Here is a 23,789-nt window from a genome sequence, read left to right on the forward strand (position 1 = left end):
CTAGAGCATCGCGGGAACGCCCGTGGCATAAGGCATATCCGTATCTAACCGAAAGTAGCTTCTGGAGCCCTCTCACGAGGGCCCGTACATTGTCGCGAACATGTCAATGGCAAACCCCGGAGCGCCCGACCGCAGGCATTTCGCAAGAAAGCGAAGCACCTCGAGCCAAGGCGACGCCACCCTCTCGTGCGCGACTTGCTTCGGCGAGTGACAGGAAGCGGGCGCTGCGTCGACGGCCGCGGCGACTGCTTGGGCGATGGGCGTACACGCGCCCGCCCTCGACCGGCCGCCGAGCGCCCCGCCGCAACGGCGGCGCGGCACACCCACCGCCGACGCCACGCCCCTCGCAACTACTCGACCTGCTTCAACGCTTGCAGCCCGTCGGGCAACTTCGCATCCGGAAACTGCGTGGACAACGAGGCATCGCGCCACCGCGCCGCCTCTTCCGCACGCTGCCGCTCCGCCTGCTCGCAGACGAACAGCGCATCGCCGCCGAGCAGCAAGCGCATCGGCACGTCGTCGCGACGCGACAGCTCGACGATCAGCGCCGCGATCCGGGCGGGATCGCCGACCTCATGCCCGCCATACGCGCCGAGCAGGTCGAGAATCTTTCCGACCGACGGCCGATAGTCCGGCAGCAGATCGTCGATCCCGCGCTTCGCCTGTGCGGCCCATTCGGTACGCATCCCGCCCGGCTCCAGCGTGCACACGCGCACGCCGAGCGGCGCGACTTCCTTCGCGAGCACGTCGCTGAACCCGCCGACGGCCCACTTCGCGGCCTGGTACGCGGACAATCCCGGCGTCGACGTCCGCCCGCCGACCGACGACACCTGGAAGATGTGCCCCGCGCGCTGCGCACGCATCGTCGGCAACACCGCCCGCGTCAGGTTGATCACGCCGAACAGGTTCGTTTCGATCTGGTCGCGGAAGACGTCGGCGCCCATCTGCTCGAACGGCGCCGTGTGGCCGTAGCCCGCGTTGTTCACCAGCACGTCGATGCGCCCGAACGCGGCGCGTGCCGCCGCGACGGCCCGCGCGGCCGCCGCTTCGTCGGTGACGTCGAGTTCGACCGGCAGCAGCCGGTCGCCATGACGCTCGGCCAGATCGGCCAGTCGCGCCGGATCGCGCGCGCCGGCCACCAGCCGGTCGCCGGCTGCCAGCACCGCTTCCGAAATCGCTCGGCCCAAGCCGCGTGCGGCCCCCGTTACCAACCAGACTTTCGACATTTTCCGCTCCTTGATCGTGATGAAACGACTAAAATGAATGATTACTCACTCATTAATATGAACGACGTAGCAGCCCTTGCGACCCTGCAACGCCCTGCCTGCATCGCTCTACCTGCAACGCCCTGCCGGTCGTGGCGGCACGCGCCGCCACGACGGCGACTTTCGACTCACACCGCGTGCAATACGGCCCACAACGCGCGAAACCCCGCTTCCCGGTAGGCATCGGCCCGCGCCGGGTCGCGTGCGATCGACTCCATCGCGGTTGCCGCGATCGACGTAAACAACGCCGAGCAGAACGCATGCGCTTCGTCGCGGTTCAGCGCGCCCGACGCGGCGACCTGCTCGCGCAGCAGCGTGCCGATCGCGCCGAAGCCTTCCGCGCCGGCCGCGCGATGCGCGTCGTCGATGCGCCCGCTCACGCCGAGCTGCTGCAGCGCGCGCCGGCCGTCCGGATTCGCGACGCCCCACGACACATAGCCGTTCCACGCATGCCGCACGGCCTGCTCGGCCGGCGCACGCTCCGGAAACCCGGCCATCATCGCTTCGCGCAAGCCGGCCTTCAAGCTCAGATACAGCGCGTTCAGCAACGCATCCTTGGTCTCGAAGTACGTGAACACCGTGCCTTCCGCCACGCCGGCGAGCCGCGCGATGCGTGCGGTCGTCGCGGCCGCGCCGTCCTCGGCGAGCGCGCGCGCGGCCGCGGCGAGGATGGCTTCGTGCTTGTCGGGACTGCGCGGTCGGGCCACGTTCGATTCCTTTAATGAGTGAGCGCTCAATCATAATTGAGCGGCGAGGCGCAATGCAAGCCCTGTTACATCCTGGGGAACGCATACGCAATCCATCAAAACGGTGCACTATTAGCGTTTTGCCGTACCGGCACCGGCCATCCGGCGCCCGATGCCCTCGACGTTCGTTTCACGTTCACCGTTCCAAACCGCGAACCTCCCATGACGAATCAGCCTTCCCAGACCGCGGCCGACCGGCCCGTCGACATGATCATCTTCGGCGGCGGCGGCGACCTCGCCGCCCGCAAGCTGTTGCCCGCGCTGTACATGGCGCACCTGCACTGCAATCTTCCGCCCGAGACGCGCATCATCGCCGTCGGCCGCCGCGACTGGGGCATCGACGGCTACCGCAAGTTCATGGACGAGCAGTCGCGCCCGTTCATCGACGAGAAAGCGTTCGACGCCGACGCGTGGAGCCGCTTCCTCGACCTGTTCAAGTACGTGCTGATCGACGTGAACGCGCCGGACGACTACCAGCGGCTCGCCGAAGCGGCGCGCGGCGACGCGATCCGCGTGTTCTACCTGTCGACGTCGCCGGAGCTGTTCACGACGATCTGCGACAACCTGTCGGCCGCGCACCTCGTCGACGCGCACTCGCGCGTCGTCCTCGAAAAGCCGCTGGGCCACGATCTCGCGTCCGCGAAGGCGATCAACGACGCGGTCGGCAAGCACTTCGAGGAATCGCAGATCTACCGGATCGATCACTATCTCGGCAAGGAAACCGTGCAGAACCTGATGGTGCTGCGCTTCGGCAACCCGATCTTCGGGCCGCTGTGGCAGGCGCCGAGCATCCGCAGCGTGCAGATCACGGTCGCGGAAACGGTCGGCGTCGGCAGTCGCGCGGGCTTCTACGACCACACCGGCGCGCTGCGCGACATGGTGCAGAACCACCTGCTGCAACTGCTGTGCATCGTCGCGATGGAGCCGCCCGTGTCGCTCGACCCGGACGCGGTGCGCGACGAGAAGCTGAAGGTGCTGCGCTCGCTGCGACCGATGTCGCTGTCGGACGTCGCGCGCGACACGGTGCGCGGCCAGTACACGGCCGGTGCGGTCGACGGTCAGCCGGTCAAGGGCTATCTCGAGGAAGACAACGTGCCGGCGGACAGCCGCGCGGAAACCTTCGTCGCGCTGCGCGCGTACATCAACAACTGGCGCTGGGCGAACGTGCCGTTCTTCCTGCGCACCGGCAAGCGGCTGCAGCGCCGCCAGTCGGAAATCGTGATCGAGTTCGCGGACATGCCGTTCTCGATCATCCCGACCGGCCCGCGCCACTACAGCAACCGCCTCGTGATCCAGCTCCAGCCGGAAGAGTCGATCCAGTTGCAGATGCTCGCGAAGGAGCCGGGCAGCGGGATGAACATGGTGCCGGTGAGCCTGAACCTCGACCTGCAGCAGGCGATTCCGGAGCGGCGCGCGGAAGCGTACGAACGGCTGCTGATCGACGTGATCCGCGGCCGCCTCACGCACTTCATGCGCCGCGACGAGCTCGAAGCGGCGTGGTCGTGGGTCGAGCCGATCCTCGACGGCTGGAAGCAGCTCGGCGACCGGCCGCGCCTGTACACGGCCGGCACGTTCGGGCCTGCCGCCTCGTCGGCGCTGCTCGCGCGCGACGGGATGTCGTGGGCCGAAGAGGCGTAATCGCCGCCCGACGGCGTGCCGCCGCGCGGCACGCCCGTTCCCGACCGGCCGCGCCGCCGGCGCCGCGTCGCTACGGCGACAGCAGCCACGTGGCCTTGCGTCGCGCCGGCGCATCGCGCCCGCTGCCGGCGCCGAGCATCTCGATCAGGTAATCGACGAACGACGCGATCCGCGACGAGATCGCGGTGTTCCGGTAATACACCGCGTTGATCGGCTGCTCGACCTCGAGCGTCTGCCGCGCGAGCACCTGCACGAGCCGCCCGGCCTCGCGATCCTGCGCGGTCACGAAATCCGACAGGCACACGACACCCGTGCCCTCCAGCGCGAGCTGCCGCAGCGTCTCGCCGCTCGACGACCACACGTCGGGCTCGATGCGGCAAGGCTCGCCGTCCGTGCCGAGGATCGGCCATACGTTCAGCGATTCGGGCTGCGTGAAGCCGAGCAGCGTGTGCTTGCGGAGATCCTCGACCTTGCGCGGCTGGCCGTGCGCTTCGATGTAGGCGGGGCTCGCGAGCATGCGCACCCGGCTGTTGCCGATGCGCCGGCTGTGCAGCGTCGAATCCTTCAGCCGGCCGATCCGGATCGCGACGTCGGTGCGCCGCTCCAGCAGATCGATGATGCCCTCGTTGCTGTTCAGTTCCAGTTCGACCTTCGGAAAACGCTCGCGGTAGCCGCGCACGAGCGGCACGATCACGTGCAGCATGAACGGCGTCGCGGCGTCGACGCGCAATCGCCCGGACGGCATCTCGCGCCGCGCGAGCATCTGCTCTTCCGCGTTCTCGACCGATTCGACGATCGCGCGCGCATCCTGCAGGAATGCGCGCCCTTCCTCGGTCAGCTCGAGCCGGCGCGTGGTCCGGCGCAGCAGCGTGGTCTTCAGCTTCTCCTCGAGCCGCGCGAGCGTGCGGCTCGTCGCCGACACGGTAAGGTCGAGGTGCTGGGCGGCGGCGGTGATCGAACCGGTGTCGACCACGGCGATAAAGGCCTGGAGTTCGTCGAGGGTGGTCTTCATTGTTGATTTGAAATCAAAACAATTTGGTTTATAGACCAGTTTTTAAGCAAAAGTAAAGCCGGCACACTGCGATCCATTCCTACCGAAACCCGGATCCCGTCATGCCACTCGCGTTGCTTGCGTTGACCATCAGCGCCTTTGCCATCGGCACCACCGAATTCGTGATCGTCGGGCTGATCCCGACGATCGGTGCGGACCTCGGCGTCAGCCTGCCGTCCGCCGGCCTGCTCGTCAGCCTGTACGCGCTGAGCGTCGCGATCGGCGCGCCGCTGCTCACCGCGCTCACCGGCCGCGTGCCGCGCAAGGCGCTGCTCGCCGGGCTGATGGCGCTCTTCACCGTCGGCAACCTCGTCGCGTGGCAGGCGCCCGGCTACGAATCGCTGATCGTCGCGCGCGTGCTCACGGGCCTCGCGCACGGCGTGTTCTTCTCGGTCGGCTCGATCATCGCGACGACGCTCGTGCCGAAGGACAAGGCCGCGAGCGCGATCGCGACGATGTTCAGCGGCATGACCGTCGCGTTCGTCGCCGGCATTCCGCTCGGCACGTTCATCGGCCAGCACTTCGGCTGGCGTGCGACGTTCCTGATCGTCGCGCTGTTCGGCCTCGTCGCGTTCGTCGGCGCGGTCGCATTCGTGCCGCGCGGGCTGCCGCAGTCGCCGCCGGCGCCGCTCGCCCGCCAGTTGCGCGTGCTGGCCCAGCCGCGCCTGCTGCTCGTCTATGCGATGACGGCCGTCGGTTACGGCGGTTCGCTGATCGCGTTCACCTATATGGCGCCGCTGCTCGAACGGATCGCCGGCTTCACGCCGTCGCAGGTCAGCCTCGTGCTCGTCGGCTACGGCGTATCGGTCGCGATCGGCAACGTGTGGGGCGGCAAGCTCGCGGACGCCGTCGGCCCCGTGAAGGCACTCAAGCGGATCTTCCTGCTGCTCGCGATCGTGCTGCTCGCGCTGACCTTCACGATCCACGCGAAATGGCTTGCAGTCCTGACGATGCTCGCGTGGGGCGCCGTGGCGTTCGGCAACGTGCCGGGGCTGCAGGTGTACGTCGTCAAGCAGGCGCGCCACTTCGCGCCGGACGCCACCGACGTCGCATCGGGCTTCAACATCGCCGCCTTCAACCTCGGCGTGGCCGGCGGCTCGTCGCTCGGCGGCCTGGTCGTCGCGAACGTCGGCCTCGGCCACACGCCGTGGATCGCCGCCGTCGTCACGCTCGGCGCATTCGCGCTCACCGCGCTGAGCGGCCGTCTCGACCGCCGCCACGGTCTGCCCGAGCGCACGGCCGGACCCGTCGAACTCGCCCATTGAACTCACCTTTTTCAGGAGCCACCAGCATGAACGCACCGACCCCACGCCCGCCGTTCGCCGGCAAGACTTTCGAAGTCCGTTACGACGGCCTCACCGCGCTCAACGCATACGACGAAGACGGTCGCCACATGCGCTACGAGATCACCGAAGGCCCTTACGCGGGCGCGAAGGGCGAAGTCGAATACACGTGGCAGCGCGTCGCCGGCGAGACCTACGCGATCTCGTGGCAGGAAGCCGATCGCGCCACCGTCGTGCATATCGACGATTTCGCCGCCGGCACGTCGCGCTCGTTCTTCACCGCGTCGTCGCTCGATTTCTACCGGCTCGACGGCAGCCTGCGCGCGGTCTGAACGGAGGCGTCCATCATGCTCACGTCGCTCGACAAGCTCGCCGACGGCGGCTTCAGCATCGGCATCGGCATCGAACTGCCGCTCGACAACGACTGGACCCCGGCCGGCAACGCGAAACGCCAGCATGACGGCCGCCACCCCGGTGTGCCCGACCTGGAAATCCACGCGGAACTCGCGCAACTGGCCGACACGCTCGGCTTTCGCGCGCTCTGGGTGCGCGACGTGCCGGTGTACGACCCGTCGTTCGGCGACGCCGCGCAGGTGTTCGAGACGTTCTCGTATCTCGGCTACCTCGCCGGGATCACGCGCGACATCCTGCTCGGCACCGCGGCCGTCGTGCTGCCGCTGCGCGAACCGCTGCTCACGCTGAAATCGGCCGCGACGATCCAGGAATTGAGCGGCGGCCGCCTGCTGCTCGGCGTCGCAAGCGGCGACCGGCCGGTCGAGTATCCGCTGTTCGGCCGCGACTTCGCCACGCGCGGTGCGACCTTTCGCGACCACGTCGCGCTGCTGCGCGACGGCGCGCGCGGGCATCTGCCGCACGGCCTGGACGTGCTTCCCGCAGCCCGTTCGCCGGTGCCGCTGCTCGTCGCGGGCCTCGCGCAGCAGACGCCCGCGTGGATCGGCGAGCACATGGACGGCTGCCTCGCGTATCCGGGCACGCCGGCCGATCATCTGCAGCGCGCCGCGAGCTGGCGTGCGGTGGCCGGCGGCAAGCCGTACGTGAGCTTCATCCATCTCGACCTCGCGGAAGATCCGCACGAACCGCTGCAGCGGCACCGCTTCGGCGCCCGCGCGGGACGCGTCGCGCTGACGGAGGAACTCGCGGCGATGCGCGACGCGGGCGTGCAGCACATCGGCCTGCATTTCCGCCGCAACCGGCGGCCGCTCGACGAAACGATGGCCGAGATCGCGGCGGACGTGCTGCCCGCATTCCATCCGGCAACGAATCCGCAGACGCGCGCCGCATAAGGCCGACGAACGCATTCCCATTGGCGAAGCGCCGACCAATATTTGATTTTTAATCAAATATTTTTGATCTCTAAAGGCGTTTATTTCATGAGTCTCAAGCGCCAGAATGATTCCGATACCGCAATCGTTCCCCCTCTTTCAGGAGCACAGATGAGCAAGATTCCCGCATTCGGCCTCGGTACGTTCCGCCTGCAAGGCCAAGTGGTCATCGACTCGGTGCGCAACGGCCTCGAAGTCGGCTACCGCGCGATCGACACCGCGCAGATCTACGGCAACGAAGCCGAAGTCGGCGAAGCGATCGCCGCGTCCGGCGTGCGCCGCGAAGACCTGTTCCTCACGACGAAGATCTGGGTCGACAACTACGCACCGGACAAGCTGGCGGCCAGCCTCGAGGAAAGCCTGCGCAAGCTGCGCACCGACCATGTCGACCTGACACTGATCCATTGGCCGGCGCCGGGCAACGGCGTGTCGATCGACACGTTCATGACCGCGCTGGCCGACGCGAAGGCGAAGGGCCTCACGCGCCAAATCGGCATCTCGAACTTCAACATCGAACTGACGAAGGAAGCGATCGCGGCCGTCGGCAGGGACGCGATCGCGACGAACCAGATCGAGCTCAGCCCGTACCTGCAGAATCGCAAGCTGGTCGAGTTCCTGAACGCCGAAGGCATCCACGTGACGTCGTACATGACGCTCGCGTACGGCAAGGTGCTCGGCGACCCGGTGCTCGGCGCGATCGCGCGGCGTCACGACGCGACGCCGGCGCAAGTCGCACTCGCATGGGCGCTGCAGCTCGGCTACTCGGTGATTCCGTCGTCGACCAAGCGCGAGCACCTCGCGAGCAACCTGCTCGCGCAGACGCTGCGCCTGACCGACGAAGACATGACGCAGATCGCCGCGCTCGAACGCAACGGTCGCGAAGTCGACCCGGCCGGCCTCGCGCCGAAGTGGGACTGAGCGCGCCGCGCCCTCATCCGACACGACCCGTCGCGGCCCGCCGGCCGCGGCACCGACAGGACACCACCATGACCCAGGACCCGCTTTTCCAACCGCTGCGGCTCGGCGCGCTGACGCTGCCGAACCGCATCGTGATGCCGCCGATGACGCGCTCGCGCGCGAGCCAGCCCGGCGACGAAGCCAACGAACTGATGGCCGCGTATTACGCGCAGCGCGCGAGCGCGGGCCTGATCGTCAGCGAAGGCACCTACATCGCGCCGCTCGGCAAGGGCTACGCGTGGACGCCCGGCATCCACACACCGTCGCAGATCGCCGGCTGGCGCAAGGTGACGGACGCCGTGCACGCCGCGCACGGCCGCATCTTCGCGCAGCTGTGGCACGTCGGCCGGCTGAGCCACACGAGCCTGCTCGGCGGCGCGCAACCGGTGTCGTCGTCGCCGCTCCAGGCGAAGGGCGTGAACGTGTTCATCGCCGGCGAAGACGGCAGCACCCCGGGCTTCGTGCAGGCATCCGAGCCGCGCGCGCTGTCGATCGACGAGATCCGCGAGACCGTCGATCAATACCGCGCCGCCGCCCGCCACGCGATCGAAGCCGGCTTCGACGGCGTCGAGCTGCACGGCGCGAACGGCTACCTCGTGAACCAGTTCATCGACTCGAACGCGAACACGCGCACCGACGCGTACGGCGGCTCGCTGGACAACCGGCTGCGCTTCCTGCGCGAAGTCGCGCAGGCGCTGATCGAAGGCGCCGGCGACGCGTCGCGCGTCGGCATCCGCCTCGCACCGTTGACCACGCTGAACGGCTGCGTCGACGACGATCCGGAAACGACCTACGTCGCCGCCGCGAAGCTGCTCGGCGAGCTCGGCGTCGGCTACCTGCACATCGCGGAAGCCGACTGGGACGACGCGCCGCTGATGCCGGTCGCCTTCAAGCAGCAATTGCGCGCGGCGTTCCCGGGCGTGCTGATCTACGCTGGCGCGTACACCGCCGAGCGTGCACGCGAAGCGATCGCCGCCGGCTGGGCGGACCTCGTCGCGTTCGGCCGTCCGTTCGTCGCGAACCCCGACTTGCCCGAGCGCCTGCGCACCGGCGCGCCGCTCGCGCCGCATGACCGCAACACGCTGTTCGGCGGTGGCGCCCGCGGGCTGACCGACTACCCGACGCTCGCGCAAGCCGCGGCCTGAACGCTTCGGTCGTGCGTGCCCGGCCGGGCGCTGTATGCCGGCTCCGCACCGGTCGACATTGGCCCGGTCGCGATCCACCGATCGCTGCCCCGCTGCCTCGGCAATCGCGGCGACTATCGCCGCGATTGCCATTTCCTCATTGCGGCCGGTGCAATCGGCGTCTAACGTTGACGGAATCGCCTTCGTACGACCATTCGACCTGAAAGGACGCCTCGCCATGCCCAGTTGCTCCCCGACCCGCGACATGCTGCTGGCCATGACGGCCGGTCTTGCCTTGGCGGCCGTCGCCGCACCGGCGTACGCCGGCGATCCGGCCGGCCTCACTCCCCCCGATCCCGTGACGACGGTGCTGTCCACCACCGCGACCGGCGTGCAGATCTATGCATGCGAATACGATGCCGAACACCGGCTTGCATGGTCCTTCGTGCGGCCGGAGGCGATGTTGTTCGATGAAGGCGGCGCGCTCGTCGTGCGGCACGGCGCGGGGCCGTCGTGGGAAGCGCTCGACGGTAGCCGCGTGACCGGCAAGAAGCGCGCGGAAGCGCCGAGCGCCAGCCCGGCCAGCATTGCGCAACTGTTGCTCGCGACGACGCCGCCCGCGACGGGCACGCTCGCCGGCGTGCGTTTCGTGCAGCGGCTCGATACGTCGGGCGGCATGCCGCCGGTCGCAACGTGCGCAACCGAGCATGCGGTCGGCCGCTTCCCGTACTTCGCGCGATACGTGTTCCTGAAGTGACGCGCGCGGCACCGTCGGCGTCGGGCGTCGTCGCGGCAATCCGCCAGTTACTCGGTGTTCCTGTCTTTCAGGCACGCATGGTTGCGCGCGGCGGCGAATCCCGTCGCCCGCCGCAGTTCGCACCGACCTTCCCGGCCACGCCGAAGGCTATTTGTAATATTCAATGCATCGCCCCCTTCCATCCCGCCCGCCGACCCTGCATTCAAATAGTCCCCTTAACGGATTCGAACTAGGCGTATACACGTGTGTCGGCGCGACGAAGCCCCGTTGCACGCCGATATAAGCGCTGCGACATGCGCTGCATGCTCGTCCCCCGATGGGACGTGATCGGTTGCTCGCCTAACCTTCGCTACGGCAAAGCACACGTGACGGGGTCGACCACACCACGCGTCGTCCGACGCGACACCCTCGCGATCGTTTCGATTCGCCCGTCACGACGCGCATCGCGCGTCATTCGTCGCCACGACGTTGCCGAACAATCCCAACAGATACGAGACACCCTGACGACGGTCCGCCACGGACCGTTTCAGCATGCTGATAAAGGAGCAAGCTCATGAGCGATACCCCGGTGCAGCCGACGGTCGGCGTCGGCGCGGAAGAAACTGACTTTGGCGCCCAGGGAGTCATCGACCGGTACTTCGGCATTTCGTCGCGCGGCAGCACGCAGCGTCGCGAGATCATTGCCGGCGTGACCACCTTCCTCGCGATGGTCTATTCCGTGTTCGTCGTGCCCGGCATGTTCGGCAAGGCAGGGTTCGACACGAGCGCCGTGTTCGTCGCGGTCTGTCTCACCACCGCGTTCGGCTCGCTGCTGATGGGCCTGTGGGCGAAGCTGCCGATCGCGATCGGCTGCGCGATCTCCCTGACCGCGTTCACCGCGTTCGGCCTCGTGCTCGGCAAGGGGCTGCCTCCGACGGTCGCGCTCGGCGCCGTGTTCCTGATGGGCCTCGTGTTTACCGGCATCTCGGTCACCGGCGTGCGGTCGTGGATCCTGCGCAACCTGCCCGCGGGTGTCGCGCACGGCACGGGGATCGGCATCGGCCTGTTCCTGCTGCTGATCGCATCGAACGACGTCGGCCTCGTGATCAAGAACCCGGGCGCCGGCCTGCCGGTCTCGCTCGGCCAGATCACCGCGTTCCCGGTCATCATGTCGGTCGTCGGCCTCGCCGCGATCTTCGGCCTCGAAAAGCGTCGCGTGCCGGGCGGCATCCTGCTCGTCGTGATCGCGATCTCGGTATTCGGCCTGATCTTCGATCCGGGCGTGAAATACCGCGGCATCTTCGCGCTGCCGTCGCTCAGCGCGCCGGGCCACGCATCGCTGATCGGCGCGATGGACATCAAGGGCGCGCTGTCGATGGCCGTACTGCCGAGCGTGCTCGCGCTGGTGATGACCGCCGTGTTCGACGCGACCGGCACCATCCGCGCGGTCGCCGGGCAGGCCGGCCAGCTCGACGAAAACGGCCGCATCGTCAACGGCGGCCGCGCACTGACCGCCGATTCGATCAGCTCGATCTTCTCCGGCCTGCTCGGCGGCGCGCCGGCGGCGGCCTACATCGAGTCGAGCGTCGGCGTGGCCGCCGGCGCGAAGACGGGCCTCGCGGCGGCCGTGGTCGGCCTGCTGTTCCTCGTCGTAATGTTCTTCTCGCCGCTCGCGGGACTCGTGCCGTCGTACGCCACCGCACCGGCGCTGATGTACGTCGGCCTGTTGATGCTCGGCAGCGTGAGCAAGCTGCACATGGACGACATGGTCGACGCGATGTCGGGCCTCGTGTGCGCGGTGTTCATCGTGCTGACCGCGAACATCGTGACGGGCATCATGCTCGGCTTCTCGACGCTCGTGATCGGCCGCATCGCCAGCGGCGAATTCCGCAAGCTCAACGTCGGCACCGTGCTCATCGCGGCCGTGCTCGTCACGTTCTATCTCGGCGGCTGGGCGATCTGAGCGCGGCACCTGCGCGACGTCGCCTGCACGAGGGCGACGCGCATCGAGACGAGATCGTCTCCTCCACCATCGTCGTCGATGGTCTCCAGGCCTGGGAACGCGAGTTTCCAGGCTTTTTTTGTCCGTGCGACGCCGCGTGACGCGCTTCGCGACAACGGCGCGATACCCGTTCGCGCCCGGCGCCACGCTCGCGGCGTCGCGCCGTCAGAACGGCTTGATCACGGCCAGCCCGACGACGAGCGCGATCGCGACGATCGCCGCGCCCGCCGCTTGCCCGAGCCACGGCGTCGGCATGACGACGAGATCGTCGCGCTCCATGCGCCGCAGCGTGCCGGCCAGGATCCCGTGCAGCACCGACAGCGCCGCGACGAGCGCAAGCTTCGCCGACAGCCACGCGGCGCCGAACCAGTGACCGTTCAGCGCGAGCGCGATGCCGGCGATCCAGACGAGCGCGAGCGCGGGCGCCGTCACCGTGCGATCCCAGCGGCGCACCGCGCGATGCACGGCGAGGTTCGCAATGCGGACCCCGACGGACGACAACAGCAACCCGCCGACGAACGTGACGACGGCGACCAGATGCACGGCCTTCAGCACCAGGTAGATCATCGTGCGTGCCGCCTGCGCGCGATCCAGCCGGCACTCGCCAGCCCCGCGAACGGCACGACGGCCGACAGCACGAGCCGCGCGACTTCGCCCTTGCTCCACAGCCCGCTCGACGCGGTGCCGACCACCGCCCATCCATACATGACGAACGCGACGCCGTGAACCGGGCCCATGATCGATACCGCGACCGGATAGCCGGCCAGATGCTTGAGCGGCACGGCCACGCACACCAGCACGACGAGCGTGGTCGCTTCCAGCAGCGACAGGTATTGCAGGTTCCGCAACGCGTTGCGATCGTCTTGTTTCATCGGCAGGCTCCAGGTGGGTCCGCCGCGATTGTCGCGTGTGGTGCGGGGTCGAGCCATTGGCTAGAATGACATCTTTCAACGGATTCTGGCCACGGCCGCACACGCCATGCACACGGTCGCCGTTCTTGCGTTGCCCGATGTCGTCCCGTTCGATCTGGGCGTTGCATGCGACACGTTCGCGCGCGTGCGGGCGCCCGACGTCGCGCCCGCGTACCGCGTGCGCGTGTGCAGCGAGCAGCCGCGCGTCGGCGGCGACCTCTTCGAGCTGCGCCCGCCGTTTCGTCTCGACGCGCTGGCCGACGCCGACACGATCATGGTGCCCGGCACGTCGGCGCCGCTCGCGCCCACGTCGCGCCGCGTGCTCGACGCGCTGCGCGCGGCGGCCGCGCGCGGATGCCGGATCGCGTCGATCTGCAGCGGCGCGTTCGTGCTCGCGGAAGCGGGGCTGCTCGACGGCCTGCGCGCGACGACGCACTGGCTCGCAGCCGCCGAACTCGCGCGCCGCTATCCGACCGTCGACGTCGACCCGAACGTGCTGTTCGTCGACAACGGCCAGATCCTGACGTCGGCCGGTGCGGCCGCCGGCCTCGATCTGTGCCTGCACATGATCCAGGCCGACTATGGCGCGGCGGTCGCCGTCGATGCCGCCCGCAGCGCGGTGGCGCCGCGCGTGCGCGAGGGCGGGCAGGCGCAGTTCATCGCGCCCGAATGGCCGACCGGCGGCGACGGCCTGCACGACCTGATGGACTGGCTGCAGGCCAACCTGCGCAAGCCGCTGACGCTCGACGCGATCGCGCGCAAGGCGTCGACGAGCGTGCGCACGCTGACGCGGCGCTTCCGGGAGCAGACGGGCACGTCGCCGGGGCAATGGCTGCAGACCGCGCGCGTCCGGCATGCGCAGCAGTTGCTGGAGGTGACCGAGCTGTCGATCGAACATGTGGCGACGGAAGCCGGGTTCGGTTCGGTCACCGCGTTTCGCGAACGCTTCGCGCGCATCGTCGGCACCTCGCCGCAGCGTTACCGACAGGCGTTCCGCGCGCGCGCCGATGCGTGACGCGCATCGGGATCGCCCCGCCGCAGCATGAATCCGTCGCCCGCCGCCGCCCCTTTCGCGCCCACCGGACTCCCTCCATGACCCGCATCCGCAACCCCTTGAACATCGCGCAGCTCCAGGCGTTCGTCTCCGCCGCGCACCACAAGAGCCTGCGCGCCGCCGCCCGCGAGCTCGGCGTCACGCAGCCGGCGATCACGCACACGATCCGCGAGCTCGAAACCGCGCTCAACGCGGAGCTGCTCGCTCGCAGCGTGCGCGGCGTCGAGCTGACCGCCTGCGGCGAGGCGCTGCTGCCGCGCGCCGAGCAATTGCTCGGCGACATCCGCCGCACGGTCGAGGCGGTCGAGCAGGTGAAAGGCGAAATGTCGGGCCGCGTCGCGGTCGGCACGATGCCGTCGATCGCGCTGACCGCGTTGCCGCGCGCGGTGACGGCATTCCGCGAGTCGATGCCGAACGTCAGCCTGCATCTGGAGGAAGTGACGGTGCCCGACGCGCTCGCGCAGTTGCGCAACGGCACGCTCGACATCGCTGCGATGCACCATGTGCCCGCGCTCGACCGCGATTTCACGCAATTGCCGCTGCTGTCGACCGAATTCACGATCGTGATGCGCGACGGTCACCCGCTCGCGCATGCGCGCCGGTTAGAGGAACTGCTCGACGCCGAATGGATCGTCACCGTCGGCGCCGAGCAGTTTCCGCACAGCGTGATGGTCGGGATGTTCGAGGCGCACGGGCTGCCGCTGCCGAAACGTTTGCTGCGCTCGCCGATGTCGTTCGCGGTGACGCTGGGGCTCGTCGCACGCTCGGACGTGATCGGCTGCTTCACGCGCCCGCTCGCCGCGATGGTCGCGCCGCTCGGCATCCGCACGGCCGAACTCGACGAAAGCATGCCGCGCTTCGACCTGTCGATCATCGCGCGGCGCGACCTGCTGCCCACGCCGGCCGTCTCGCACTTCGTCACGTGCCTGCAGCGCGCGGTCAACGAAACGCTCGGCTGAATCGTTCCTGTGTGTGAAACGGCGACGCGTCCGACGCGCCGCCGCCGGGCCCGGTATCGGGGCTTGTCCTAGGCGCCCTGCCGGTATTTTGTCTTGATAATCTTGCGCACGTCGCGCGCCCCCATCGGGCGGGCGAAACGGACTGTCCGACGCGAAGCCGCGGCGGGCCGAAGGCTTACGGCGCGGCACAACCGCGCACCCATCGAACAAAACGAGGAGTCACCGAGTGAAAAAGATTCTTGCGGCTGTGACCGTGGCCCTGCTCGCCGTATCGGCCGGCAGCGCGTACGCGAAAGACTGGACGACCGTGCGGTTCGGCGTCGACGCAAGCTACCCGCCTTTCGAATCGAAAGGCGCCGACGGCAAGGTGGTCGGCTTCGACGTCGATCTGGGCAACGAAATCTGCCGCCGCATGAACGCGAAGTGCGTGTGGATCGAAAACGACTTCGACGGGATGATCCCGGCGTTGAAGGCCCGCAAGTTCGACGGCGTGCTGTCGTCGATGTCGATGACGCCGGCGCGTCAGGAACAGATCGCGTTCTCGGCGAAGCTGTTCAACACGCCGACGCGCCTCGTCACGAAGAAGGGCGCCGGCCTGATGCCGACGGCCGAATCGCTGAAGGGCAAGTCGGTCGGCGTCGAGCAGGGCACGATCCAGGAAACCTACGCGAAGACGTACTGGGCGTCGAAGGGCGTGAACGTCGTGCCTTACCAGAACCAGGACCAGGTCTACGCCGACCTGATCTCCGGCCGTCTGGACGGCGCGCTGCAGGACGCGGTGCAAGCCGAGATCGGCTTCCTGAAGACGCCGCGCGGCGCGAACTTCGACTTCGCCGGCAAGGATCTCGACGATCCGAAGACGCTCGGCAACGGCGCCGGTATCGGCCTGCGCAAGGAAGACACCGACCTGAAGGCGAAGATCGACGGCGCGATCGCCGGCATGCGCAAGGACGGCACGTACGACAAGATCGCGAAGAAGTACTTCGATTTCGACGTCTACGGCAAGTAATCCGGCCGACGCACGCGCGATTCGGCGCGACGGGAACGGGCTCCGCGAGGAGCCCGTTTTTTTTGCGCGCGGCGCCGGCGACGTTATTTTTTCCGCGTCAACCCGATGATTCGCAAAGGAAAACCGCGCGTTCTGGCGCCGGTTTGATGGCGGCGAGAAAGGCAACGTACAATCGATCTTCCACGCACACGGATCATTCGCGGCTGCGCCGCACTCCCCTCATCATGCAAACGCAGACCCATCCGCTGATTTCCCCCGCCGTCGGTACCGAACGCCAGATCACCAGCTTCCATTACGGCCCGCGCGGCGGCAAGAAGGTCTATATCCAGTCGTCGCTGCACGCGGACGAGCTGCCCGGCATGCTGGTCGCCACGCTGCTGCGCCGCAAGATCGCCGCGCTCGAAGCAGCCGGCAAGCTGCGCGGCGAAATCGTCGTCGTGCCCGTGCCCAATCCGATCGGCCTGTCGCAGCACGTGTTCGGCGATCACCTCGGCCGCTTCGAGCTCGGCTCGATGCAGAACTTCAACCGCAATTTCTACGATCTCGCGGCGCTCGTGCTGCCGCGTGTCGAAGAGCGCCTCACGAACGACGCGCAGCGCAATCTGGCCGTCGTGCGCACGGCGATGCGCGAAGCGCTCGACGAGCAGAAGCCGCGCACCGAGCTCGACTCGCAGCGCCTCGCGCTGCAGAAGCTGTCGTTCGACGCCGATATCGTGCTCGACCTGCACTGCGACAGCGACGCGGTGATGCATCTCTACACGAATCCCGATCTGTGGCCGGACGTCGAGCCGCTGGCGCGCTATCTCGATGCCAAGGCGTCGCTGCTCGCGCTGAATTCGGTCGGCAACCCGTTCGACGAAATCCACAGTTTCTGCTGGTCGGATCTGCGCAGCCGCTTCGGCGACCGCTTCCCGATCCCGAACGGCGCGATTTCGGTCACCGTGGAACTGCGCAGCGAACGCGACGTGTCGTACGAGTTCGCCGAAAAGGATGCGCAGGCGATCGTCGAATACCTGACCGAGCGCGGCATCGTCGAAGGCACGCCGGCGCCGCTGCCGCCGCTCGCGCACCCGGCCACGCCGCTCGCGGGCACCGATCCGCTCGTCGCGCCCGTGTCGGGCGTGATCGTGTTCCGCACGCCGGTCGGCGCGATGATCGAGGCAGGCCAGGCCGTGGCCGACATCGTCGATCCGCTGACCGATCGCGTCGTCACGCTGAAGAGCAGCGTGTCGGGCGTGCTGTACGCGCGCCAGGTCGTGCGCTTCGCGACGGCCGGCATGGAAGTCGCGCGCATCGCGGGCGCGACCGCGATCCGCACCGGCTCGCTGCTGTCCGCCTGAGCCCGGGCGCGCGACCCGCGCGCCAGGCCATCCCGCACTGTGCATGCAATCGCATGCACCAACGCAATCGCCCGCTTGCGCGGGCGATTCGCTTTCCGGAGCACGCGTCGGCGGCCGGCGATCGCCCGCTGGCGGCCGCGCGCGAACGCCGTTCAGAACGCCGGCACGATCGCGCCGCCGAACTTCTGGTCGATGAACTTGCGCACGTCGTCCGACTCGTAGGCCGCGACGAGCTTCTTCACCCACGGCTTGTCCTTGTCCTGCGCGCGCACCGCGATCAGGTTCGCGTACGGCCCGCGCAGATCCTCGATCGCGATCGCATCCTTCACCGGCGTGAGCCCGGCCTTGACCGCGTAGTCGGTGTTGATCGACGCGGCATCGACGTCGGGCAGCGCGCGCGGCAGTTGCGCGGCGTCGAGCTCGACGATCTTGATCTTCTTCGGGTTCTCGGCGACGTCGAGCGGCGTCGCGTTCACGCCGTTCGTGCCGGCGCCGGCCTTCAGCTTGATCACCCCGTACTTCTGCAGCAGCAAGAGCGCGCGGTTGCCGTTCGACGGGTCGTTCTGGATCCCGACCTTCGCGCCGACCGGCAAATCCTTCAGCGACTTGAGCTTCTTCGAATAGAAGCCCATCGGCGCGGTATAGGTGAGCCCGACGTTGACGATCTTGTAGCCGCGCTGCTTGATCTGGCTGTCGAGGAACGGCTGGTGCTGGAAGCCGTTCGCATCGAGATCGCCGGAATCGAGCGCCGCGTTCGGCTGCACGTAGTCGTTGAATTCGATGACCTTGATCGCGAGCCCTTCGCGCGCGGCGACCTTCGTCACTTCGGTCCAGATCTGCGCATCGGGGCCGCTCATCGTGCCGACTTTCAGCGTTTGCGGGTCGGCGTGCGCGCCGGGGGCGGCGAATGCCAGCGCGGCGGCGAGTGCGCCGAGGCCGGTCAGGATCGAACGTCGCATGGTGTCCTCTTGTCCCGTGTCGTTGTTGAAGCGCGCATCGTGGCACGGGGCCGGAACGGCACCAACCAAGCTTATTTCATGTGCATATTCCCGACCGTCATCGAATCTCAGGCGGAATCGGTATAACTCCCTGCTGTACAACCGGGCAAAATCCAGTGTCGCATCGGCACCACACATTCTTCATATGACAGTCGCTGTCATATTCATTACGTGGCCCGCCGATAAAGTTGCGCCGGTCCGTGAAAGCGCCCATAGAGTGCGCCGGAACCGCAACTGGACACGCCATTCATTCGCTCGGAGAATCCTTTGAACAAGAAACTGTTGACCCTCGCCGCCCTGGCAGCAACGGCCGGCACGGCACACGCACAAAGCAGCGTGACTCTGTACGGCGTCATCGATGCCGGCATCAGCTACGTGAACCACAGCAAGACCGCCAACGGCGGCACGGGCAAGCTGTTCAAGTACGACGACGGCGTGGCCCAGGGCAGCCGTTGGGGCCTGCGCGGCACCGAAGACCTCGGTGGCGGCCTGAAGGCGATCTTCGTGCTCGAAAACGGCTTCAACAGCGGCAACGGCACGATCGGCCAGGGTGGCGCGATCTTCGGTCGTCAGGCTTACGTCGGCCTGAGCCAGTCGCAATACGGCACGGTCACGTTCGGCCGCCAGTACTCGTTCTCGACCGACATCCTCGGCTCGAACTACTCGACGGGCGGCAACACGGTCGCGGGTAACTACGCGTACCACGTGAACGACATCGACCAGCTCACGTCGAGCCGCATCAACAACGCCGTGAAGTTCCAGAGCGCGAACTACTCGGGCTTCACGTTCGGCGCGTTGTACGGCTTCTCGAACTCGACCGACTTCGCAGGCGCACCGGCAACGACGACGGGCACGACGACGACGGCAGGCTCGTCGCGCGCATACAGCTTCGGCCTGAACTACGCGAACGGCCCGTTCGCGCTCGGCGCCGCCTACACGGACATCCGCTTCCCGAGCCAGTCGACGCCGGCCTTCTCGACGACGATCGCGAACCTGAGCACCGGCAACGTCCGCGACCTGCGCACGTACGGCGTGGGTGGCCGCTACGTCTGGGGCCCGGCGACGGCATGGCTGCTGTGGACGCGTACGCAGTTCTCGACCGTGTCGGGCGCGGGCGGCACGTTCTACAACGCATATGAAGCAGGCGCGAAGTACGCGTTCACGCCGGCACTGTCGGGCGGCCTCGGCTACACGTACACGAACGCCACGCAGAACGGCAACTCGTGGCACTGGAACCAGGTCAACGGTATCGCCGACTACGCACTCAGCAAGCGTACGGACGTGTACGGCCTGGTCGTATACCAGCAGGCTTCGGGCAAGGGCGTGCAAGCGCAGATCGGCTCGAGCACGAGCTACTTCAATACGTCGGGCACGGGTTCGAAGAACCAGATCGCCGCACGTATCGGTATCCGTCACAAGTTCTAAAAGCATCCGCTCGACTGTCCGCGTCACGCGGACCGCGACGGCAAGCAGCGCCCCGCTCCACGCGGGGCGCTTTTTTATGGGCTTTTAAGTTTCGCTTAATTCTGGGCTGAGAGGATGCTCTCACCCCCCCTGTTGGCCGCCTGAGCATCGGCGGCTTTTTTTTTGAGACACCCCTACGGCACCGCCATCAACTGCCCACAAGACAGGATCGGAGGCCACGATGATCGAAGATACCGTTTTCAGCCATCTGCACGCGATTCTGACGTGCCAACACTCGCTGCCGGTCCAGAGTTGCCGCGTGTCGGTGGAAATGCAGCGCCCCTGGGGCCGTCCGTATCGCCTCGTCGAGTGGACGATGCATCTCGACGCGCCCGCGCGGCGCCAGATCGTGCCGGCCGAATCGACCGACGAAGAAATCGCCGAGGTCGTCGCGTCGCACGTGCCCGGCCGGCTTTACGGCGACGGCCGACTGCAGTTCTGAACGCGTCTGCGCGCCACCCGTCTTCCGGCTGGCGGCCGCGCCGCACGCATCGTGCGGCAGTCGGTCTCGTTTGACGCGGCAACGAAACCTGCTACGCTGCGCGTTTTCGTCCACGCAACACACGATGGAAAACGCATTCAACGAGCGCGGCGTCATGGTCACGCGCAACGGCCTGTCGGCCGCGGGGCAGGTATTCGCACTGCGTGACATTCGCCACGTCGACGTCGTCAAGATTCCGAAGAACCGGCTCGTGCCGTCGCTGATCTCGCTGATCGGCGCGGCCATCGCCGTCGCCGGCGGCATCGGCGCGTCGAGCGCCGCGCTGGTGGTCGGCGCGATGCTCGTCGTCGTCGGCTATCTTGCGTGGGTCACGCAGGACATCACGTATCGCCTGATGGTCGAGATGCCCGACGGCAAGCGCGAAGCGCTGTCGAGCGTCGACGCCGAGTTCGTCGAACGCGTCGCGCAGGTCGTGCGCGATGCACAGGCCGCGACGGCGGCCGGCTGATTCCATTCGCGTCGCGGCGCGCTTCGGTTCGCGATCCGCGGATGCGCGCGGCGCGTATCGGCTCGCAAGGCACCTCGTCGTTTCGGGCCGAGGCATCTTCGTCGAATCGGCTTCCCGCGTCATCGTCTCGCGTGCCGCGCGTGCGCGGCGACTGCCGACCGCCTAGTATGGAAAGAGCGGCCCGCCGCCGCATCGTCCGAGGAGGCCAGCATGAACGCCCAATCGCTGTCCGGCATGCTCCGCGCACAGGAACTGCTGATCGTGTCGATGATCCGCGCGCTTCCCCTTGACGAACGCCGTGCGCTCGTCGATCTCTACACCGAACAGATCGCGTTCGCCGAGCAAGCCGGTATCGAAGGCCACGGCGATCGCGCGACCCACGATGCGTTCATCGCGCATGCGCGCAACCTGCTGATTCGCATCGAAGCGCTCGCTTAAAACCCCATTTCCCCGGAATTTCCGTCCCGGCTCGCACGAGCCGCGCATGCGAGCACTCACTCGCGTGGGTCGCTTCGCGTCCTTGTATCGATAATAATTCTCATTTACACTGGCAAAATTGTCAGTTGCCTTTCAAATCGCCGTTTGCCGCATGCCGCGCGCAAACGGGCCAGCCAGGTGAACGCGTCACCCAGCCAGCCTTCGGGCTTGTTACCGTCAATGGGAGACCACCTGTGCATTGCTATACGCTGGCGCGGCGGCCGATCTGTGCCGCGCTGTTCGGCGCGTTCGGCCTGTCCGCCGCCACGGCTCACGCCGATTCGTCGCCGCAAGGCGCCACCCCGCCTGCCGCCGTCCTGACCGCCGCCGCGTCCACGCGCGGCGATGCGGCGCTGCTCGACCCCGTCACCGTCACGGCCACCCGCACCGCCACCGCGGCGAGCCGCACGGCGGCGTCCGTGTCGGTGATCACCGACGAGGATCTCGAAGCGCAGCAGGCCACCAACATCAAGGACGCGCTGCGCTACGAGCCCGGCATCACGGTGCGCCGCACCGCGTACCGGCCCGGCAGCGCCGCGCTCGGCGGCGGCCGCGACGGCGATTCGAGCATCAACATCCGCGGCCTCGAGGGCAATCGCGTGCTGCTGATGGAAGACGGCATCCGCCTGCCGAACGCGTTCTCGTTCGGGCCGCTCGAAGCCGGGCGCGGCGACTACGCCGATCTCGACACGCTCAAGCGCATCGAGATCCTGCGCGGGCCGGCGTCGGCGCTCTACGGCAGCGACGGCCTGACCGGCGCGGTGAACTTCATCACGAAGGATCCGCGCGACCTGCTGTCGATCTACGGCAAACCCCATTACTTCTCGTTCCGGCCAAGCTACGACTCGGCCGACCGCAGCATCGGCGCGACCATGTCGGCCGCGGGCGGCAACGATCGCATCCAGGGGATGATCATCGCCGACGGCCGGCGCGGCCACGAGGTCGACACGCGCGGCGGCAACAACTCGGCGAGCACGCTGCGCACGACGTCGAACCCGCAGGACGTCTATTCGGAGTCGCTGCTCGGCAAGCTCGTGCTGACGCCGACCGCGCGCGACACGGTCAAGCTCACCGCCGAAACGGTGCAGCGGCGCGTGAGCACGGATGTGCTCTCCGCGATCAATGCGCCGGCGACGCTCGGCCTCACGACTCGCGACCGGCTCGAGCGCAACCGCTTCAGCGTCGACTACGACTTCCGCGACGACGCATTCCGCTGGTTCCAGACCGCGCACGTGCAGTTCTACTACCAGGACGCGAAGCAGGACCAGTACGCGTTCGAGACGCGTGGCGCGCCGCTGAAATCGCGCTCGCGCGACAACCAGTACAAGGAACGCACGTTCGGCGGCGCCGCGTTCGCCGAAAGCGGCTTCGCGACCGGCCCGCTCGCGCACAAGCTGCTGTACGGCGTGGACGGCAGCCTGTCGCGCGTGACGAACATGCGCGACGGCACGGTGCCGGGCGTCGGCGAAGCGTTCCCGAACAAGGCGTTCCCCGACACCGACTACACGCTGTTCGGCGCGTTCGTGCAGGACCAGATCGGCTACGGCCGCCTGCTCGTCACGCCGGGCCTGCGCTTCGACACGTACCGGCTGAGCCCGACCGAAAACGATCCGCTGTTCACCGGCAAGGCCGTGTCGACGAGCGCGAACGAACTGTCGCCGCGCGTCGCCGTGCTCTACGAGATCACGCCCGCGGTCATTCCGTACGTGCAGTACGCGCACGGTTTCCGCGCGCCGACGCCCGACCAGGTGAACAGCAGCTTCTCGAATCCGGTGTACGGCTACACGTCGATCGGCAATCCGAATCTGAAGCCCGAAACCAGCGACACGTTCGAAGCCGGCCTGCGCGGCAAGGCCGGCACCGGCTACGGCGTCGTGCGCTACAGCGCGGCCGCGTTCACCGGCCGCTACCGCAACTTCATCTCGCGCACGACGATCGCCGGCAGCGGCCGCCCGGTCGACCCGTTCGTGTTCCAGTACGTGAACTTCGCCGACGCGCGCATCCACGGCCTCGAAGGCCGCGCCGAATGGGTGATGCCGAACGGCATCACGCTGAAGACGGCGATGGCGTTCACGAAAGGCTCGACGCAGAACGACGGCGCGGCCAGCCAGCCGCTCAACACCGTGAACCCGTTCTCGGCCGTGTTCGGCGTGCGGTACGAGCCGGGCGAACGCTGGTTCGTGCAGACCGACCTGCTGTTCCAGGCCGCCAAACGCGACAAGGACGTCGACAAGTCCGACTGTTCGAACAAGGCGTGCTTCACGCCGCCGTCGTCGTTCGTCGTCGACCTGCGCGGCGGCTACCGCTTCAACAAGCACGTGAGCGCGACGATCGGCATCCGCAACCTGTTCGACCGCAAGTACTGGAACTGGTCGGACGTGCGCGGCATCGCGGCCGATTCGCAGGTGCTCGATGCGTATTCGTCGCCCGGCCGCACGGTCGCCGTCAGCATGAAAGTGGATTTCTGATGCGCGGTGCCCGC

Annotated in this window: 23 protein-coding genes; 17 read left to right on the forward strand and 6 right to left on the reverse strand. The window is 67.7% G+C overall.

The window, feature by feature from the left end; all coding sequences use genetic code 11:
- Positions 1 to 350: 350 nt before the first annotated feature.
- Positions 351 to 1,226 (reverse strand): SDR family NAD(P)-dependent oxidoreductase, encoded by an 876-nt coding sequence (locus tag WS54_RS11720; protein ID WP_059780060.1) that lies wholly within the window; start codon positions 1,224 to 1,226, stop codon positions 351 to 353.
- Positions 1,227 to 1,393: 167 nt separating this feature from the next.
- Positions 1,394 to 1,972: a TetR/AcrR family transcriptional regulator gene (locus WS54_RS11725; protein WP_034206033.1), complete on the reverse strand. Its 579-nt coding sequence runs from the start codon at positions 1,970 to 1,972 to the stop codon at positions 1,394 to 1,396.
- A 201-nt stretch (positions 1,973 to 2,173) separates the two neighbouring features.
- Between WS54_RS11725 and zwf the strand changes: the two genes are divergently transcribed.
- Positions 2,174 to 3,649: a glucose-6-phosphate dehydrogenase gene (gene zwf / locus WS54_RS11730; protein WP_059780061.1), complete on the forward strand. Its 1,476-nt coding sequence runs from the start codon at positions 2,174 to 2,176 to the stop codon at positions 3,647 to 3,649.
- 70 nt (positions 3,650 to 3,719) lie between these two features.
- Here zwf and WS54_RS11735 read toward each other — a convergent pair whose 3' ends face one another.
- On the reverse strand, positions 3,720 to 4,661 hold the full coding sequence (locus WS54_RS11735; RefSeq protein ID WP_059780062.1) for a LysR family transcriptional regulator: 942 nt from the start codon (positions 4,659 to 4,661) through the stop codon (positions 3,720 to 3,722).
- A 101-nt stretch (positions 4,662 to 4,762) separates the two neighbouring features.
- On the opposite strand from WS54_RS11735, the gene WS54_RS11740 reads away from it, so the two are divergent.
- The 7 genes from WS54_RS11740 (at position 4,763) to WS54_RS11770 (ending at position 12,106) form a co-directional block, all read left to right on the forward strand.
- Positions 4,763 to 5,965 (forward strand): MFS transporter, encoded by a 1,203-nt coding sequence (locus WS54_RS11740; protein WP_059780063.1) that lies wholly within the window; start codon positions 4,763 to 4,765, stop codon positions 5,963 to 5,965.
- Positions 5,966 to 5,991: 26 nt separating this feature from the next.
- Positions 5,992 to 6,315 (forward strand): MoaF-related domain-containing protein, encoded by a 324-nt coding sequence (locus WS54_RS11745; protein ID WP_034206029.1) that lies wholly within the window; start codon positions 5,992 to 5,994, stop codon positions 6,313 to 6,315.
- Between the two features lie 15 nt (positions 6,316 to 6,330).
- Positions 6,331 to 7,287 (forward strand): TIGR03571 family LLM class oxidoreductase, encoded by a 957-nt coding sequence (locus WS54_RS11750; protein WP_059780064.1) that lies wholly within the window; start codon positions 6,331 to 6,333, stop codon positions 7,285 to 7,287.
- A 150-nt stretch (positions 7,288 to 7,437) separates the two neighbouring features.
- Entirely contained in the window at positions 7,438 to 8,244 is an 807-nt protein-coding gene (gene dkgB, locus WS54_RS11755) for a 2,5-didehydrogluconate reductase DkgB (RefSeq protein WP_059780065.1), read from the forward strand.
- Between the two features lie 68 nt (positions 8,245 to 8,312).
- Positions 8,313 to 9,428: an alkene reductase gene (locus WS54_RS11760; protein WP_059780066.1), complete on the forward strand. Its 1,116-nt coding sequence runs from the start codon at positions 8,313 to 8,315 to the stop codon at positions 9,426 to 9,428.
- 217 nt (positions 9,429 to 9,645) lie between these two features.
- Positions 9,646 to 10,164 carry a DUF3455 domain-containing protein gene (locus WS54_RS11765; protein ID WP_059780067.1) on the forward strand — a complete coding sequence of 173 codons (519 nt, stop codon included), beginning with the start codon at positions 9,646 to 9,648 and terminating at the stop codon, positions 10,162 to 10,164.
- A gap of 553 nt (positions 10,165 to 10,717) precedes the next feature.
- Positions 10,718 to 12,106, forward strand: a complete 1,389-nt coding sequence (locus tag WS54_RS11770) for an NCS2 family permease (RefSeq protein ID WP_034206024.1) — start codon at positions 10,718 to 10,720, stop codon at positions 12,104 to 12,106.
- Positions 12,107 to 12,310: 204 nt separating this feature from the next.
- Here the strand turns inward: WS54_RS11770 and WS54_RS11775 are convergent, their stop codons facing one another.
- Both WS54_RS11775 and WS54_RS11780 read right to left on the reverse strand, forming a co-directional pair.
- The gene (locus WS54_RS11775) at positions 12,311 to 12,712 is read right to left on the reverse strand and encodes a CopD family protein (protein WP_059780068.1); all 402 of its coding nucleotides are present in this window, start codon (positions 12,710 to 12,712) and stop codon (positions 12,311 to 12,313) included.
- Positions 12,709 to 13,017, reverse strand: coding sequence for a DUF3817 domain-containing protein (locus WS54_RS11780; RefSeq protein ID WP_034206022.1), 309 nt, complete (start codon positions 13,015 to 13,017; stop codon positions 12,709 to 12,711). The genes WS54_RS11775 and WS54_RS11780 overlap by 4 nt, the downstream gene beginning before the upstream one ends.
- A gap of 106 nt (positions 13,018 to 13,123) precedes the next feature.
- Here WS54_RS11780 and WS54_RS11785 point away from each other — a divergent pair, with 106 nt between their 5' ends.
- The 4 genes from WS54_RS11785 (at position 13,124) to WS54_RS11800 (ending at position 17,418) form a co-directional block, all read left to right on the forward strand.
- Positions 13,124 to 14,071, forward strand: coding sequence for a GlxA family transcriptional regulator (locus WS54_RS11785; protein WP_059780069.1), 948 nt, complete (start codon positions 13,124 to 13,126; stop codon positions 14,069 to 14,071).
- A gap of 77 nt (positions 14,072 to 14,148) precedes the next feature.
- A complete protein-coding gene (locus tag WS54_RS11790; protein WP_059780070.1) occupies positions 14,149 to 15,069 on the forward strand; it encodes a LysR substrate-binding domain-containing protein in 921 nt (306 codons plus the stop codon).
- Positions 15,070 to 15,295: 226 nt separating this feature from the next.
- Positions 15,296 to 16,078: an ABC transporter substrate-binding protein gene (locus WS54_RS11795; RefSeq protein WP_034206019.1), complete on the forward strand. Its 783-nt coding sequence runs from the start codon at positions 15,296 to 15,298 to the stop codon at positions 16,076 to 16,078.
- A gap of 224 nt (positions 16,079 to 16,302) precedes the next feature.
- On the forward strand, positions 16,303 to 17,418 hold the full coding sequence (locus WS54_RS11800) for a succinylglutamate desuccinylase/aspartoacylase family protein (protein WP_034206018.1): 1,116 nt from the start codon (positions 16,303 to 16,305) through the stop codon (positions 17,416 to 17,418).
- A 152-nt stretch (positions 17,419 to 17,570) separates the two neighbouring features.
- Here the strand turns inward: WS54_RS11800 and WS54_RS11805 are convergent, their stop codons facing one another.
- Entirely contained in the window at positions 17,571 to 18,377 is an 807-nt protein-coding gene (locus tag WS54_RS11805) for a MetQ/NlpA family ABC transporter substrate-binding protein (protein ID WP_059780071.1), read from the reverse strand.
- A gap of 306 nt (positions 18,378 to 18,683) precedes the next feature.
- Here WS54_RS11805 and WS54_RS11810 point away from each other — a divergent pair, with 306 nt between their 5' ends.
- The 5 genes from WS54_RS11810 to WS54_RS11830 all read left to right on the forward strand — a co-directional run bounded on the left by WS54_RS11810 (position 18,684) and on the right by WS54_RS11830 (position 23,775).
- A complete protein-coding gene (locus WS54_RS11810; RefSeq protein ID WP_059780072.1) occupies positions 18,684 to 19,841 on the forward strand; it encodes a porin in 1,158 nt (385 codons plus the stop codon).
- Positions 19,842 to 20,061: 220 nt separating this feature from the next.
- Positions 20,062 to 20,322, forward strand: a complete 261-nt coding sequence (locus WS54_RS11815) for a DUF2866 domain-containing protein (RefSeq protein WP_011548992.1) — start codon at positions 20,062 to 20,064, stop codon at positions 20,320 to 20,322.
- 124 nt (positions 20,323 to 20,446) lie between these two features.
- The gene (locus WS54_RS11820; RefSeq protein WP_059780073.1) at positions 20,447 to 20,830 is read left to right on the forward strand and encodes a DUF6232 family protein; all 384 of its coding nucleotides are present in this window, start codon (positions 20,447 to 20,449) and stop codon (positions 20,828 to 20,830) included.
- Between the two features lie 210 nt (positions 20,831 to 21,040).
- The gene (locus tag WS54_RS11825; RefSeq protein ID WP_034206014.1) at positions 21,041 to 21,268 is read left to right on the forward strand and encodes a hypothetical protein; all 228 of its coding nucleotides are present in this window, start codon (positions 21,041 to 21,043) and stop codon (positions 21,266 to 21,268) included.
- 233 nt (positions 21,269 to 21,501) lie between these two features.
- Positions 21,502 to 23,775, forward strand: a complete 2,274-nt coding sequence (locus WS54_RS11830) for a TonB-dependent hemoglobin/transferrin/lactoferrin family receptor (protein WP_059780074.1) — start codon at positions 21,502 to 21,504, stop codon at positions 23,773 to 23,775.
- Positions 23,776 to 23,789 lie beyond the last annotated feature (14 nt).

This window comes from Burkholderia sp. NRF60-BP8 (genome assembly GCF_001522585.2).
GTDB lineage: Bacteria > Pseudomonadota > Gammaproteobacteria > Burkholderiales > Burkholderiaceae > Burkholderia.

What these genes read in the sequence shown, in the direction of transcription:
- WS54_RS11825 (WP_034206014.1), top strand. Translation starts at nt 21,041, where the DNA reads ATGAACGCCCAATCGCTGTCCGGCATGCTCCGCGCACAGGAACTGCTG.
- WS54_RS11815 (WP_011548992.1), top strand. Translation starts at nt 20,062, where the DNA reads ATGATCGAAGATACCGTTTTCAGCCATCTGCACGCGATTCTGACGTGC.
- WS54_RS11800 (WP_034206018.1), top strand. Translation starts at nt 16,303, where the DNA reads ATGCAAACGCAGACCCATCCGCTGATTTCCCCCGCCGTCGGTACCGAA.
- WS54_RS11720 (WP_059780060.1), bottom strand. Translation starts at nt 1,226, where the DNA reads ATGTCGAAAGTCTGGTTGGTAACGGGGGCCGCACGCGGCTTGGGCCGA.
- WS54_RS11745 (WP_034206029.1), top strand. Translation starts at nt 5,992, where the DNA reads ATGAACGCACCGACCCCACGCCCGCCGTTCGCCGGCAAGACTTTCGAA.
- WS54_RS11760 (WP_059780066.1), top strand. Translation starts at nt 8,313, where the DNA reads ATGACCCAGGACCCGCTTTTCCAACCGCTGCGGCTCGGCGCGCTGACG.
- dkgB (WP_059780065.1), top strand. Translation starts at nt 7,438, where the DNA reads ATGAGCAAGATTCCCGCATTCGGCCTCGGTACGTTCCGCCTGCAAGGC.
- WS54_RS11765 (WP_059780067.1), top strand. Translation starts at nt 9,646, where the DNA reads ATGCCCAGTTGCTCCCCGACCCGCGACATGCTGCTGGCCATGACGGCC.
- WS54_RS11790 (WP_059780070.1), top strand. Translation starts at nt 14,149, where the DNA reads ATGACCCGCATCCGCAACCCCTTGAACATCGCGCAGCTCCAGGCGTTC.
- zwf (WP_059780061.1), top strand. Translation starts at nt 2,174, where the DNA reads ATGACGAATCAGCCTTCCCAGACCGCGGCCGACCGGCCCGTCGACATG.
- WS54_RS11805 (WP_059780071.1), bottom strand. Translation starts at nt 18,377, where the DNA reads ATGCGACGTTCGATCCTGACCGGCCTCGGCGCACTCGCCGCCGCGCTG.
- WS54_RS11780 (WP_034206022.1), bottom strand. Translation starts at nt 13,017, where the DNA reads ATGAAACAAGACGATCGCAACGCGTTGCGGAACCTGCAATACCTGTCG.
- WS54_RS11770 (WP_034206024.1), top strand. Translation starts at nt 10,718, where the DNA reads ATGAGCGATACCCCGGTGCAGCCGACGGTCGGCGTCGGCGCGGAAGAA.
- WS54_RS11740 (WP_059780063.1), top strand. Translation starts at nt 4,763, where the DNA reads ATGCCACTCGCGTTGCTTGCGTTGACCATCAGCGCCTTTGCCATCGGC.
- WS54_RS11785 (WP_059780069.1), top strand. Translation starts at nt 13,124, where the DNA reads ATGCACACGGTCGCCGTTCTTGCGTTGCCCGATGTCGTCCCGTTCGAT.
- WS54_RS11735 (WP_059780062.1), bottom strand. Translation starts at nt 4,661, where the DNA reads ATGAAGACCACCCTCGACGAACTCCAGGCCTTTATCGCCGTGGTCGAC.
- WS54_RS11775 (WP_059780068.1), bottom strand. Translation starts at nt 12,712, where the DNA reads ATGATCTACCTGGTGCTGAAGGCCGTGCATCTGGTCGCCGTCGTCACG.
- WS54_RS11820 (WP_059780073.1), top strand. Translation starts at nt 20,447, where the DNA reads ATGGAAAACGCATTCAACGAGCGCGGCGTCATGGTCACGCGCAACGGC.
- WS54_RS11750 (WP_059780064.1), top strand. Translation starts at nt 6,331, where the DNA reads ATGCTCACGTCGCTCGACAAGCTCGCCGACGGCGGCTTCAGCATCGGC.